Annotated in this window: 9 protein-coding genes; 5 read left to right on the top strand and 4 right to left on the bottom strand. The window is 48.7% G+C overall.

Annotated features, from left to right (window positions below):
- Positions 1-72: 72 nt before the first annotated feature.
- Positions 73-2,568 (bottom strand): aminopeptidase N, encoded by a 2,496-nt coding sequence (gene pepN, locus NXT00_RS06500; protein ID WP_259158470.1) that lies wholly within the window; start codon positions 2,566-2,568, stop codon positions 73-75.
- 3,623 nt (positions 2,569-6,191) lie between these two features.
- On the opposite strand from pepN, the gene NXT00_RS06495 reads away from it, so the two are divergent.
- From NXT00_RS06495 to NXT00_RS09455, 5 genes are all read left to right on the top strand, one after another.
- Positions 6,192-7,811 carry a lipopolysaccharide assembly protein LapB gene (locus tag NXT00_RS06495; protein ID WP_259158468.1) on the top strand — a complete coding sequence of 540 codons (1,620 nt, stop codon included), beginning with the start codon at positions 6,192-6,194 and terminating at the stop codon, positions 7,809-7,811.
- A gap of 13 nt (positions 7,812-7,824) precedes the next feature.
- Positions 7,825-8,619, top strand: coding sequence for a nucleotidyltransferase domain-containing protein (locus NXT00_RS06490; RefSeq protein ID WP_259158467.1), 795 nt, complete (start codon positions 7,825-7,827; stop codon positions 8,617-8,619).
- Positions 8,620-8,626: 7 nt separating this feature from the next.
- Positions 8,627-9,253 (top strand): metallophosphoesterase family protein, encoded by a 627-nt coding sequence (locus NXT00_RS06485; RefSeq protein WP_259158465.1) that lies wholly within the window; start codon positions 8,627-8,629, stop codon positions 9,251-9,253.
- A gap of 1,819 nt (positions 9,254-11,072) precedes the next feature.
- Positions 11,073-11,261: a hypothetical protein gene (locus NXT00_RS06480; RefSeq protein ID WP_259158463.1), complete on the top strand. Its 189-nt coding sequence runs from the start codon at positions 11,073-11,075 to the stop codon at positions 11,259-11,261.
- A gap of 537 nt (positions 11,262-11,798) precedes the next feature.
- Complete coding sequence (locus tag NXT00_RS09455; RefSeq protein WP_396124948.1) at positions 11,799-11,987, top strand: pantoate--beta-alanine ligase; 189 nt, start codon at positions 11,799-11,801, stop codon at positions 11,985-11,987.
- 552 nt (positions 11,988-12,539) lie between these two features.
- Here NXT00_RS09455 and NXT00_RS06475 read toward each other — a convergent pair.
- The 3 genes from NXT00_RS06475 to NXT00_RS06465 all read right to left on the bottom strand — a co-directional run bounded on the left by NXT00_RS06475 (position 12,540) and on the right by NXT00_RS06465 (position 14,786).
- Complete coding sequence (locus NXT00_RS06475; protein WP_259158462.1) at positions 12,540-12,719, bottom strand: hypothetical protein; 180 nt, start codon at positions 12,717-12,719, stop codon at positions 12,540-12,542.
- 720 nt (positions 12,720-13,439) lie between these two features.
- Positions 13,440-13,787 carry a DUF3054 domain-containing protein gene (locus NXT00_RS06470; RefSeq protein WP_259078596.1) on the bottom strand — a complete coding sequence of 116 codons (348 nt, stop codon included), beginning with the start codon at positions 13,785-13,787 and terminating at the stop codon, positions 13,440-13,442.
- Between the two features lie 9 nt (positions 13,788-13,796).
- On the bottom strand, positions 13,797-14,786 hold the full coding sequence (locus NXT00_RS06465) for a YbhN family protein (RefSeq protein ID WP_259158515.1): 990 nt from the start codon (positions 14,784-14,786) through the stop codon (positions 13,797-13,799).
- Positions 14,787-14,807: the final 21 nt, after the last annotated feature.

Here is a 14,807-nt window from a genome sequence, read left to right as displayed (position 1 = left end):
TCCTTAGGGGTGTGGGGTTGATCCTAGCGGTAAAAACACACCCTAGGAGGCAATGATGTGATAATTGATCCCCTATGAGGGGGTAACGGTGAAACTGTCGCGAGCCCGTTGCGCCCGTAAATTATTGTCCTGGCACTCTAATAAAATACGTTCCAAGGCTCGAGGGATCCCAGCGCGTATATAAGCATCTACCTGCGCATGAGCATGAGGCTGCTCGGGGTAAAGGCCTCGGATGATCACAGTGGCAATCTCGATGGGATTTAACTCCCATATAGTGGTGAGAGCGGCAAAAAATCTCTCCGTATGGTCAACCCCTGAAAGCGGCTGGTTATACGCATCCACGAGCGCCCGAACCTCGTCATTGGAGAATTCTCGAGGATTCACCAGCATTGCAAATAGTTCATCCTTGGTCTTTAACGAAGGCACCGATTTTTCCGCACGCAAGAAATGAGCGCGCCCAGTAAGCGTATTATCACGCTCTAGCTGCGCTGCCCTCAATTCCGCGGTGTCTTCCCCCAGAGCAGTCAGAGCGGTAATGATATCCCACTCCAATTTATTGCCAAGCGTCAGTGGGCCAGTCAAGATTGCGCTCAGCTCCGCGGCGCGCTCGTGTCCTGCCAGTGGAGCAGCCTGTACGAAGGCCTGTAGGAGCACCCGCTGGGCATCGCTGCCGTCGCGGGCGCGATCTGCCTGCGCTTTAAGTCCTGTAGCTAAGGCTATGCGTAGATCCTCATCATCATCTAGATAATGGCGAGCCGCAAAGAGGGCATGGGCGAAGATCTGGCGCATCAGAGCAGGATTCTCCTCCGCGGCAGCGTGAGCGAGAGCAATCTTGATAAAGATCCTCGGATCCAAGAGCGCATCACGGGTCATATTCCACAGCGATGTCCAGATTACGGCGCGCGTGATTTCATCGGAGATAGTGGAGAGAGCTTGTGCGATCGTGTTTACAGAACGCTGGTCAAAGGTGACCTTCGCATAGCTATGATCGCCGTCGTTAATCAGAATGAGATCTGGAGTCTCCAGGCCCACAGCCACGTCTATGGGAGTGAGGCCACCAGAGCGTTGATCGACAATGACGTCGAATGATTTCGTCCGTTCAATCGCCTGTTCGCGCAGCTTAAATAGCGACACCGTCAGGCGGTGTGGGCGAGTGACGTCGGTTCCCTGCTGCTCAATAGCCAAGGAAGTGATGAGGCCCTGATTAGTCTCGAGAACAGGGGAGAGGGTATCGGGGCCAGCACTATGGAGCCACCGTTGGGCCCAGTCGGACAGATCGCGGTCGGAGTGCCGGCCGAGTATAACGATAAGGTCATCGAAGGTGGCGGTACCGAAGGCATACGTGTGGAAATAATCCCTCGCTGCTGCATAGAAATTGTCGCGGCCCACGTAGTGGACAAGCTGCTTGAGTACCGCAGCGCCCTTAGCGTAGGTGATACCATCAAAATTCTGGCGGGCGGCATCTACGTCGGGGATCGTCGCCTTGATCGGGTGTGTGGTGGGAAGTTGATCTTGGGCATAGGCCCAATTCTTCCGCTGCCCCGCAAAATTAGCCCACGCGCTGGTATATGCGGTGGCTGAGACTGAAGCATCAGCCCCCATAAATTCCGCGAAAGATTCCTTCAGCCAGAGATCATCCCACCAGCGTGGGGTTACCAGATCACCGAACCACATATGGCTCATTTCGTGCAGGATGGTATTCGTGCGCGCAGCATGCTCCGCATAAGTCGCTGGATCGCGGAAAATATAGGCCTCGGTGAACGTGACCAACCCCGGATTTTCCATCGCACCCAAATTATATTCCGGTACGAAGATGGAATCGTATTTCCCCCAGGGGTACGGGTAGCCAAAGTGTGCATCAAAGAAATCAAGACCTTGAGAGGTAATGGTGAGGATTTCATCATCGACGAATTCAGCCATGGAGGTACGCGCCCACACACCTAGTTCCACCTGTTGGCCCGTAGGTGAAGTCCACGTTCTATGGCGGGAGATATACTCGCCCGCCGCAAAAGCAGTGAGATACGTAGACAACAGAGGAGTTTCATCGAAATCGTGGCGCTGGCCGTTCCTGCTGATCTCAGGCTGGTTACTAAGCGCCACCCACCCCTGCGGTACCGTCAGCGAAGTGTGAAAATGGGCTTTGAGATCAGGTTGATCAAAGCACGGAAAGATCCGGCGAGCATCAGAAGGCTCCAAATGCGAGTACAAATAGCTGCGATTATCTGCGGGATCAGTAAAACGGTGCAACCCTTGGCCGGTACGAGAATATGACGAATTAGCTGCAATGCTTAAAACAATATCCTGATCTGCTGGAACCGTGAGCGTGATCCGCGCGCCGTCGAAATGAAAAGGCACGGAGTCGCCGTCGACTAAAACGCGTTCCACAGAGTGTCCTACATAATCCAGGAAAATGGCACCGCTCTGCGAGCGCATGGCAATATCGACCTGTACTGGAAAGGTGGCTTCGCTCTGGGCGCCTTCGACGTTGAGGTGAAGTCGGTAGCTATCAATATGGAGATCATTGCTGCGGGATTCAGCGTCTGTAAAACTCAAATTTGCGGTGCTCATAGTGGTCAGTTCAGCACATCACTACGATTGAGTACAAGTTAACCCGTGGCGTTTTGAGCCCGGAGCTCGCATGAGTGAGTTCACTGAGAGGCAGCGGATGATCATGGGGCGCAGTAAAGGTTAAAGTCCGGTCTCTTTTGGAGAGAGATAGAACCTTGATGTTCAGCATTCTGCAATTGAAACTGGGTTAGTAGCATGGGGGAATGGGCCTGGAAATGATTCTCGCAATTCTTAGTGAGTACGACGTCGAGGACTTTGATCCAATTTGAGGGAAACCAATTAGTCAGTTAGCACAACTGGCAAAGTCTCCAACAACGACTCAAAGGGCTTAGCTTCGATGAACTATCGGGACCAAACTCTGGAGAGTCCTAACCAGCTAAGGCTAAACCAGACTTCTATTTCTCCACACAGAGTTACAGGGTGGTGCGCTATCAGGAACTCGAGCCATCGCTACCATCAAACCAGGTAGCACGACAAAATAAAATAAATACCGCTGATTACTCTTTGTCCCTCATGCCGGTCACCCAGCGGATGTTGCATTGGCACGGCGCTTCTTCGTACTTCAACTCGATGTTCCTATAAACTGTAGTTAATTATGACTCCGTGGTCTGGTGGGGTGAGTCTACTGGACGGTCTCGAACCTGGGAGCTACCTCAGCGCCCACCACCATATCGCCACGATGGCGCGCAGCCACTCTGGTCAAAAGTGTTTTTTGAGCTATTGTCACAGCACCTGACAGAACTATCCCATTATTCAAGTTCATCCTCTAGCACGTTTGACACTCAATTCATTGGTTCACTGCATCAGTTCCCGTTGCCGTTGTTGTTATCGAATCGGTCGGCCTCGCCTAGCAACTAAAATTAAACTGATTCCCACTACTTGGACTGAGAAATCAACTTCCGATTGAGCTCTACAACAAAACCGGACTACTTTCAGATTGGTTTGTTAGGACAAATTAGCTCTACTTCTCCACTGAGACTGTGTTGGATGGGGAAAGCAGATTGTTTTTATCCCTGTTTGGAGTATGAGAGTTGGGGCATATTCGATAAGCTGTCGTCCGAGAGCTCAAATATACTTGTGTGGAGGGAGAGTCATTGCGGATCCGTGGCAGTGGACTGATCCATAGCTTGGTCACGGATGGTGGTTTTGGCGCCTTCGACGAGACGTGGAGCTTGAGGCAGTTGCTTTCTTTCGTTTCTTTACTCGCTGGGCAGCCGATGGTCTTTGATGCCCCGAACCATCAGCCATTAAGTCTAGATAGCGGCAGTATCTGGTTGGGAGTCGCTCTCAGGTAGCGGGTGACTTTGCGCAGCTTACTATCCATCCTTTAGTGGAATCTGAGGTATAGGTTAATATCCTAGACGCTGGCGCACAATTTCAAGAACCGGTAAAGCTTTCTCCCAAGTATACACCGTATGTTCTCCGACTACGGATATCTTTGGCCTAGACTACAGTCTCGATTTTACTCAAAGCTCGCCGAATGACCTTTTGAAATGTAATGCTAGCTCCATATATCTTGAGCTCTGTTTGCTTTGGTATATCAGGGTGTAAGATCCTCAGAGTACATTCTGCTTGACTTTGATTTGGTTTTCCGAATGTCACAGATCTCAGGAGAGACACCTCGTAATTAGTCATGAATTCCATGGTATTAGTTTGGCGTGGGGGTTGGGCTCAAGGGGTCAGCCAACCAGTAGGATTGAAATTTCTATAGAACTGGCCTAGGGAGACGCCACGTCACCATGTTTCCGTGAGCGATTCCTGCTCCTTGAAGTTGCGCCAAAAATTAGTATGGTAACGCTGGTAGTTCAATGTTTGGCGGGAGGTAACTTTAATATTTTAAAAACACATTTTTCACAGGATGGGCTGGTCATCTTTGTGATTTAGGATGGATTTTTCTCAGCTCCGCGAACTGTCATACGTAGCCTCAACCCGTTGGTACTGCCCATGGCTCTGGCTTTTCTAGAATACTTTTTACAGCCTCACTTGATGTTAAAATGTAGACACCTTGTCGAAGTTGCCTAGATGGCAAGAGGAAAGCGATTCGGGACAGAGAACCCAAACTAGGGCTTCATCTGTTCTATAACCCAATGACGTCGTTATTGCTCTAGTAGATGGCTCACAGGCTTAGCGCCCTTCGACTCTTCGGAGTGGTTTGGCTAATCTACTTTATAAATTTTCTAGGCAATTTAATACAGTTTCATCGAACTTTGATGGATCGTCAACGAAAAGATTGCCGGAATCGCAGGATAGATATCTACCTTGCGATAAGTGCTCCACGATTCGTCAGTTCGCACAGGTAGCCTCTGGAGGAAGGATGAGATTCTTGTTGCAGTGCGCAATCAAGGTCGCTAGTGACGCAGAAACTACTCAAACAACAACCTTCACCTCACTCTTTTAGATTGTAAACGTGTAGTAGCTGGAATTTAGGAATGCAGCTCAGATACGTCGAGACCTTAACTGTTCGCTAATCCTATGCCAGGTGATTATTTAGCAGCCATGGCTGCGGTAGTTCCAGATTTGCGCTTTTTATAGAGCGCATGTTTGTTTGGGCTACATTTGGCGGCAGCCCTAAGGATGTTTGTGTAGTCTTAGTCGCTAGTTGCACTGTAAGCAACGTCAAGAGGGATAACTTGCTACTTTGATTCAATGGCTGAATGGCGCTCATTTTATATCTGTTACCGTGAGAAATTCGGAGCCAAGCCGGGCCTAATCAAACCGTAGCCAAAAGCTGCGTGGATCTCCTGAGCCTCTCAGACGGATACAGCGCAAGAGGTTTCATACGGTCCATCACTGACGTTGGGGCTTAATTTTTGCTCGGTTATCCTAGTATATCCAGACGGTTCGAAGCTTATGGGCGAGTATTTGCCGAGGGTAGTTGAGTGTGGAGCTTTTTACCATGAGACCTAAAGTGAATAATCGCACAGTTGAAACCTGACGATAGCTTATAGGTCTACTTAGCCAGAACCTCTGACACCGGCAACCACCCTCCTATCTGAGACAGAGGTAAACCCCTTTTGGCTTAATACGCGTCGGGCGCGCCAGCTGTAAGATGACTGTAATTTGAGAAATAACTGTTATTACGCAGCCAAGACTGGATATTTTGCGGTGGCGAATGATTCGAGTGTTTAGACTCAGTGCGGGGCCGGGCCCTTGGGTGAACCTCCTGGATTTTACGCTCGGATGTGATGAAATGAGCTATTACCATCCAAGATGGATAGGAACGTGTCAACTGAACTAGCGTATTTTCGGCGCCCATCTCGTTCACTTCTGCAAGATGGTAGGAGCTTAACTGGATGCAGGATGGAGTGTGTGAAGAGAACTTCACCGATAGTAGAGATGCTAAGGATTGATTCGCAAGGTGGCATCCCAGACAATGTTGACTAACCAAATTCGGTCTCGGGATGCCACACCGTTAAGCTCTTTTGCGAAGCTGAGTACGAAACACGACTATGTGGTGACAGCTTCAACCGAAAAAATTGATCAATCCGTATCCGCTCCGCCATGAAACTGTGTTAAGTTAGTGCTAGGAAAATAAATTTAAATAAATGTGGGATTTAATGTAATTGCGAATTTGTGAATATGCGATTCGGCAATTGAGCCCCACGCTATATTTGGGAGTCAAGATGACAAGTAAACAGGAACGCAAGATACACAAGATTTTTATAGCTTCACCAGGGGACGTCCATGAGTATCGAAAAATTGTAGAGGATACGGTCAAAACCTACGATGCTTCTTTGGGGCGTAACGGCTGTGATTTGGGTTTTGAAATTGCGTTTCAGGAACAGATCAGTGGGGCTGTAGGCAGGCCACAAGGACACATGAATGGTCTTCTCGGAAAAACCAACTTTTCTATCGTTTTATTCGGAAATAGATGGGGTTCGAATCCAGTTAGCGGATTCTATACCTCTGGAACAGAGGAGGAATTATTCGAATCCTTTATCTCTCTCAAGCCACACGGTGAACGTGAAGATGTGTGGGTATGCTTCATAGAACATCACGAAGATTCCAATGCTAAAAACCCATCGACCCCCGGTGAGAATGTCGAGCCGGAAATTGAACAGCTCCGTCGCAAATTTCGAGATACCCGTACATGCTTTTATGAAACGGTAGACAGCAGAGATCATTTTAGGCGCAGAGTGCAGCTATTGCTCGAAAGTTGGAAGCAGAAACTAGGAGATAACCAAGAGTCTTTCACGCGAGAAGATATTCTAGGGAGTGGTTTAACTACGAGTACTGGGATTGACATTTTAGGGTTGTACAGAAGCTACTATTACGCACAAAGTTGTAGAAAAACAGGCAAATACGAAGAGGCCATTGAAAGTTATGAGAAGTCCTTCGATGGCGGACTACTCGAGGCGGGAATAGAATTAGCCAATTATCTTATCGAACTGAATAAAGTAGAGAAGGCTAGTAAATTAGCAGAAGAAATATATGCTGAGATAAAAGACGGCTCACCCAATGGCTACAGCTTTCAACAGCGAATTGATGCGCAAGAAACAGTTGCAACGCTGCAGCGGAGGCTAGGGAGATTCAGTACGGCCATTGCTGAGTTTAGACACATTAAAGCAATCTACAAGGAAATCGGTATAGATAACTCTCTACAGATGGCTAAGGTTTGCGACAAACTAGGTTTATGTCTAATGGATGCTGCTCCAGCCGATCCAGATATGTGGGAGGGCTACTTGAAGACAGCGGGAGAAGTTTTCGAAGAGGCGCATAAAATAAGGGATGAGAGGGGCGATAGTGAAGGTCAACTCTTATCGAAAGTTAATATCGCGCGACTGCAAACCTCTTACTTCAGATTTTATAAGTCACAATCCGATTACCAGCAGGCTAAAGAACGGTCAGCTCTTGCCGAGAAAAGTCTAATCGAAAGCAAGGATGAAGCAGAACGTTTCAATCACCTTAAATACTTACCACGAATATATTCGCATCTCGCAAAAGTCCTATTTGAGAGGGCGAAAATCGAGGAGGATGAATTCCAAAAACGGGTTCTTTTGATTCGAGCCAGAAAGCAAGCAGAGCTTTGCTGCGAAAAAAATATCGAAAGCGAACATACTTACGGCTCGGCAATTGCTTGGGGGCAATTGGCCCAAATTCATTCTGAGCTCGGAGAGTGGGAGAATGCAAGAGCCAGTCTGGAAGAATGCGAAAATAACAATGCTCATATGGGGCAGGGTTTACCTGCCCACCTCCTAGATCTCGATCGGCAATGCGAAGAACGCTTGCCTAGTTCTGAGTAGGGCCACTCAAGCGATGAAAGAGGGAACCTCAACCTCAGGATGGAAAGAGCTTCAACGGATGAAGCTCCCTAACGAGATGCATAATGTTTTGAGAAAATATCTCGGCAGCTCAAAACAACCGTTCTTAATTTACGGAAGTCGTGCTCGTGGCGACTATCTATTGGATTCGGATCTTGATGTTCTAGTACTTTCTCAAAAAGATCGTAGCGCAATATCTGAAAATAATGTCAATATAAGTTTTTACACCGCGGAGGTGTTGCTTTCTGAAGTTAGCTCACTATTTTGCTCCCACCTTAAACATGATGGGATAGTTATCCGTGACCCGGATGGTGCTCTTGGGAGTGTTCTTAACTTATTGCAACGGTGCGATGCTGACCTGCTGCTCTCCCGAATTAGAAGATTTTCGTTCGTTTTCAGTTGTCTAGAAAACGATCTCCCCGAACATCTTCAGTCCCTCAATCGGACGGCCCGATATTTTCTGCGTAGCGCCCTGTACGCTCAAGCGATCATCGATGGCAATGAATGCTATTCGGTACGAGAGCTAGCCGATTTTTATGATAAACCAGAATTGAAGAATCTCCTCTCTTCGGAAACAGGAAAAAATGCTTCCAAAGAAATACTTCTTGAATATGTTAGGATGTTGCAAGAGTACATTACAGAATTCCCCGCAAATGAGGATGGGTCTTTAAACGCATTCATTATAAATAATTTCGGTTCATTGGCTGAAGAATATGATGTCGCGCTATTCGCTATAACGAACTCGATTGACCGAAAAGATTATGCAGGAGTAAGAAAAATAATATTGTGAGGGTTAGATGAATAAAAATGTTGCTTTCATCGGTGATGTACATGGACACTCCGCTGCGCTGAGAACCCTGATTGAAGTATTGGAAAAGCGTAAAATAGACGAGTATGTTTTTTTAGGCGACTACATCAATCGTGGACCCGACAGTAAGGGTGTTGTTGACTACTTGCTCGAATTGCAGAATAGGATGGGTCCCGAGCGACTCGTCTTCTTGAGAGGTAACCATGAAGAAAGTTTGGTTGAGTTCCTCGAGACGGACGCGTTAGGACAGTTTCTCAGCATCGGCGGTGCGGCAACAGTTCGTTCTTATCACCCCGCAAAGGTATCCTCTGCACCAGGTAACGATTTTAGAAAAAGAATACCGAGCACCCATGTTGAATTCTTCCTTAATCTAAAAGAAAAGCAAGAGGAAGATGAATTCATCGCTTCTCACAAAAATTCCGAGGGTCCAGTAGATAAGTTTTTTATCTACGGGCACTCTTTTTCCCTCGGCGAAGACTACTCGGAGTCGTCTATCTGCATCGATACCGGGTGCGGGTTTGGCGGTCTTCTTACAGCCCTTGTGTGGCCGCATCGAAAGCAGATACGAGTTTCAGAATCGGGTGAGTTGATGAAAGATGAATTTTTACAGGTCTAGCAGCATTTCACCTTATGCCGTCTCAGGCCGCCTGATCCAGTAAGATTGTCTGCGGACCGAAGTTAAATTTGGTAGACGCAGCCCAGGAAGCCTCATTCGTTCTTGTTCTTTCACCGCACCTTAGATGCAGAACAGGACCTGTTTTCATTCAAACCTCAAGACTTCGGGACATAGTTTGTAGTGTTGATTTCGTCGGCTCTACTCGTTTACTGGAATGGTTAGTCGCTTGTTGGAAGCTCCGCAGTCTGTTCATTGTTAGCTCGAGGACTGTATTTAAGGCTGCCGAACCTATTTCCACTTCTGATCGCAGTAGTTGCCGGGCATCGCTGCAAAATAGGCGTGAGTTTTTGCGCACAAAGCGACAGCGGCCGCCGCCTGACTGTTGTCTGGTTTGGGACCCCCGCTAGGAGTATTGCCGAGAACTCACGTGGGGTTTTGACGATGCTGAGTTGTTAGCCAGAGCGCTCAGTCCAGGGTATGGTTTCAGTTCGATTCGAGAATTAGACATAATTGTAATCTCGGATAAATTCGAATTTGACGGTGGTTCAGCATGCAGAGCTCGGCATCCTACTGTCGTAATATCTATCGTACTGTCGACAGACTTAAAGATTTGAGCAGTCGTTTTAGGGACTATACCTAGTATGAACAGAATGAGCTAAGAATCAGTCTATTTCATCTTGAGCGGACGTAGTTGTTTTGTCCATAACCCGCTGTAGAGCAAACCCATTGGGTTTATATCCTAGTTACCAAATACGGGCGCTGTTTACCGTACCTATACAACTGCAGCCGTTAACGTTTCCCATGCTCCCGAGAAAAAAGGAGGAGATCACCTTCACAAATCCCCAATAGGCTTTCGGGTGCGCGAACTTTCTGCAAGCCTATTCTGCTCAGGTTGGACAGCAAGATTGGATGCGTACGAGTTTTCGTCCCAACTCTCCGAGGGGCCGATCGCTGTGCGGATGGCTTAGTTCACATGAGATTAGATAATCGGTCAGAATGAGTAACGGTCAAATGATGGATAGCTTGCTCCCAACTGGAGGTTTCCGCTGGTACGGCCCAGTCATTGGAAATGTATTGTCATCTTGTTATCCGCGCTGCCTGAGACGCAGGTTGTACTTTTTAGTGTCGATAATCAGCCACGACGTTTCTAACGCCCCCCCTATTGGTTGGACGGTGAGCTGGGTCATGGGTAGCTTTGCGAAGCTCGGGATTGAGCGACTCGATCAAATTCGTGGCACAGAGCGCTCAGCTGGCTGTCAGTCGATGTGATATACATAGCGCGAACCGCCGTCACCCATCACGTATCATCAAAACTGCCTGTAAATACTTCTGCCCCAAATCATTGGCTTCAGGAGCACCGAGTGCGACCCGGGCGGTTATCATATAGCTTGGTGCAGCCCAGCCGCAGTACGCTGGAGAAAGTTGTGCGGTCTGGCAGGATTTCCACCTGCTGGACCTCGAGTCTGATGCACGATACAGATTTGCACACATCCGCTCATTTGGATGTTCAAGATGCGCTACCTCCGTTAGCAGCAGCCTGCAATCTCGGGTTTCACTTGACGGAGTCTACGTCGATGCCACCAACCACAAAGCTGACTTCGTTTATCAGCTGGTGGCCGTTACAGGTTGTCAACTTTAGCGCATCAAATACAATAACGGTGTGGAACTCCAAAACCATCGTACCCCTTAGCCATCAGGAGCTTGTAATATGTTGCCCGTCCCACACCAGCGTATGGCATCTTTAAACCTACCATAGTCGCAGCTAACTGTACTGTTGTACGCACCAATACGGTTATAACCACCCTGTACAGGGCCAGTCTTGACCTTCGCCTTTGAGTGGAGCGTTGATAGCTCCAGTGGGCATACTACTCCACCTGCAGAACCGGAACCTGCCTTCGAGCAGGTTAATAGCGTAGTGAGGATCGTCGACTACTCGTCGATGAGTTTGGTGCGCTCGGGAGTTTCCATCAGCATCCCGCCGCTCTCGTTGATCATGATCAAAATATGATCGCTCTTTGCCGCACAGAGGTCATCACCTGTGAAACCTCTTCTTGAACAAAGCCTCACAGGCGCAGTAATGTGTGAGTGAGTAACGCAAAGTGCAGCCGGAGACTCTGCCTGAATCCGCTGCTCCTAAGGCGCTGGCAAACCCAGTTGGCGAGGTTGCTTACTCCCTTAGGATAAAAAATTTTTGATCTCGAGACAGCCAAGCAAGTGATATTGTAACAGGATTAAGATTTGTCGCTAACACCTCATAGCCCGTATGTGCCTAGCTCGTTAGAAGCATTCTCGGTCGAGATCTGTTTAGATAACGCCCCATGGTCGGGAGCTTAAGCTTATCTCCGGCGAAAGGAGGTTAGAACGGTCGCTGCATTAGGCGCTATCGTCACAAGTTTGAAGTTCGTTGTTTAGCGCACTACCACCGAGGTGCGTGCGCATCGCGTAGGGCATGAAGGTGCTTTCTTATTGGTGCCCACCATAAGGGTATTCTTGAGGAACATTTGAGCTTCCTCGCTGAGCGATGTAAATTCCTGGCGTCGTGGTGATGGACACAATCTTTGTTAATCCTTTGCAGTATTCCGAAGAAAAGCAGTTAGATGCGTATCCGGGGACTGTAGAAGATCATTTAGCTACATTGTTAGTTTTGGGTCTGGACTACGTATTCATGACTGAAACTTCTGAAATCAAACCGCACTGCGTGTGTACGGTCGATCATCTGGGTCCAGTTTGTTAGGTGCTGGAAGTTCGGCCTTGGTCATCCTATTTCGCGGGGGGCGTTGACTATGGTCGATGAGCTATGGGATGCTCTTTGCCCTACGCGAGCCATTTTGGCGAGCGGGGTTATCGTAGTTGGTACTTATCAGAGAGATGGTCGGGGACCTCAAATGGAGGTGGAAAATATCCGCGTTACTGTTGGGCGCGAGTAACCTGGCTTTGTTCCATCCTTGCGGAATATGCTCTTCAGTACAAAGGCGGACTAATAATTGTCGCGTTATCTGACGTCCTAGGGCAGTGTGCTCGGCACACAACTGCAGCTTAAATTGTTGAGGCTCAGCCTGCGGTAAAGCTGGGTATCTGGGGCTGCGATCCCCAAATTCTAATCGCGGCGCGACACCTTAGGGGGAGAATTCTGAGACTCGTTCCTGCACCTCTTAAAAGCGCCCATCGCCAATGTGCAAGCACATCGATATTATCCCTCTTTAGGCGCTCGCTAACCAGGGTTATCGTCGCAGAAAGCGGAGATAAGGCCGTTGGCACTAGTGGAATTAGGACGAACTGATAGACATCAATCGATGGTGTTTGGTGGGGATGATGAGATATTTCTATTTCGGAGTTCCTGTGAGATATTCTCAACGTCTTTTTGAATCTTCAGCAGGATTTGGGCCCCTTTAAAGAAGAGAAAAACAATCAGAACAGGCACGAGGAGAGTAGCACCAATAAGGAGGATCTCCATGAGTCCAATCATATTTCGCATCCTTAGAAAAGATTATCGGTGCACGAGTAGCTGACTTTAGGACCGCCGACACGGATTCGGCTGTGGAAGACGCCTTGTGCATCTGGGTGCTGTAGTGATTAATTGTGTTATCCGTCCAAGACGGGGTTACCCTCGGCGATTTCGGCAACTCGCCCACCAAATGGATGGTGAGTGGTCTCAACCTCTACAGCATATACCTGGCCTGGGGGACAAGTGGCAGGAAGTGTTCGAATATACAACCCCCTGTCTTAAGAACGAGAGTCAGTTAAATATTCCGAGGCTAGGTGGTGCCCGCGACTTGCACCCTGTCCTGCCTGAAGTGAGTGGGCCGACGAGGGCTCTAGGCTGATGATAGTGCTGAGATTGGTGTTACGGTCTGTAGGAGTGTCAATCTATCTCTACTTATTTCACCCGTTGCTGCGTGTAGAGCAAGGCTATTAAATCCTAGCCAACTTTCAAGCATCTTGAGAACTCAGTGATGCTTCGAGGCCGACGTCAATAGGTCTGGTGTTCGGGTACTACCAAAAGGGATAGCGCAAAAAACTCCGCAATCTTCTTTGTAGTTATTCGGTCATTAGTTGCACCTTTAGGTACACCAACAGCAAAAATTCCAGTTTTTTACCGAATGTCGTAACCGTTAAACATCATTATTTAAACGAACAGCCTGGACATTTTTCCCAGTTGGATTAGTAAAAGCCCTCCCGAGGAATCCTAGGAGCGGCGAGAAACCCGAGCAGCCACGAGGCGCCACCCCAGCAATAGAAGTCCCGACATAGTGGAGGCCACGGTAATAAATGACCAGTGGGGAAGAGCGTGGTGCCGAGCCGTCCAGATTCCTAGGCCCACCACAACCGTGCTCAGCCAGACAATGACGCCGTTTTTCGGGGTGAATCCATTTTCACGCGTTGCTGCGATGATACCGCCGCCCGTGAGTGCGCCGAGAGCAAAGGGCCACCAGGTACCCAGAACAGCTAGAGGGGCGATACCTCCGTGCGCTAGGCGAGCTAAAAAGGCAAAAGCACCGACGGCAAGGAGGTCATAGGCCAAAAATTTCTTCATGGGGTTATCTTATCTTTCTCGTGCTCGGATACCACCTCGGGCTACGGAGATGAAGTAGATAATCCACCCGATGGCGGTTATGACAGCAAAGGATAAAATTCGGTAGACAAAAACCACTCCGAAAGCACTTGACGCAGTCATACCGACGGCTACGAGGCTCGCAGTCATGGCAGCTTCCACAGGGCCCAGACCAGCCGGGGTCAACTGCGCGGTGCCCACAATTTTTGCGGTGACAAAAGCGAGGACTACCCCCATGATTGTGGTGTTATTGGGAACCTGTTCAAAGCTGGGCAGTACACCAGTGACGGCCCAAATGCATATCCACACGGCGATTATTTCAAATAACCAATTTCCTAGCGATAGCAGGGCGATAAAGCTAAAGCGAGGTGCACTCAAATGAACGCTATCGAGCTGTGAGAAATGCTCGTTCATGGTGCGCGTGTACGCACTTAAGTCAATGCGGAGCACTCGGGAAATAACAGCCATAACCGCGCTTAAGATCCGCGATGTTGGTTCGGGGTTATTCGTTGCCCACCACACGAGAGCAGCTAGGGAAATAAATACCGCCGCTGAGCCCAGGAGGGGAGCTAAGGAGAAGCTGGCACCCAGAAACACAATGGATACGAGCCCCAAAGCAATCAGCCATACCGTCGATAGTGCCCCAGAGAGCATGATGAACCATGAACTGATGACCACGGACACTCCCCACGCCCGCATATTTCGAAATTGGTAGACCGTTGATATTGCTGCCCCACCTGGAAAAGTGCTCGACCATGAATTGGAAATAAAGGTGAGCGCCATTGTTGCGTGCGGGCGTATCTTATTTCCACCGGCATTAAGGAGGTGGCGCATCACTTCCGACATGGCCACAAGACTCAGAATGATAAAGAGGAAAGCTATAAGGAGTCCGCCAGAATTGGCATGAATCATCTCTTGGTAGCCACTAGCTAAGAATGGCATTTTGGAGCGCAACAAAAAAGCCGCGCTCCCCAGGATGATGAGAGGGACGAAAAAGCGGAC

It is taken from the genome of Corynebacterium sp. ES2715-CONJ3 (assembly GCF_024814365.1).
Classification (GTDB): Bacteria; Actinomycetota; Actinomycetes; order Mycobacteriales; family Mycobacteriaceae; genus Corynebacterium.
This window is presented reverse-complemented; position numbering and strand designations above follow the sequence as displayed.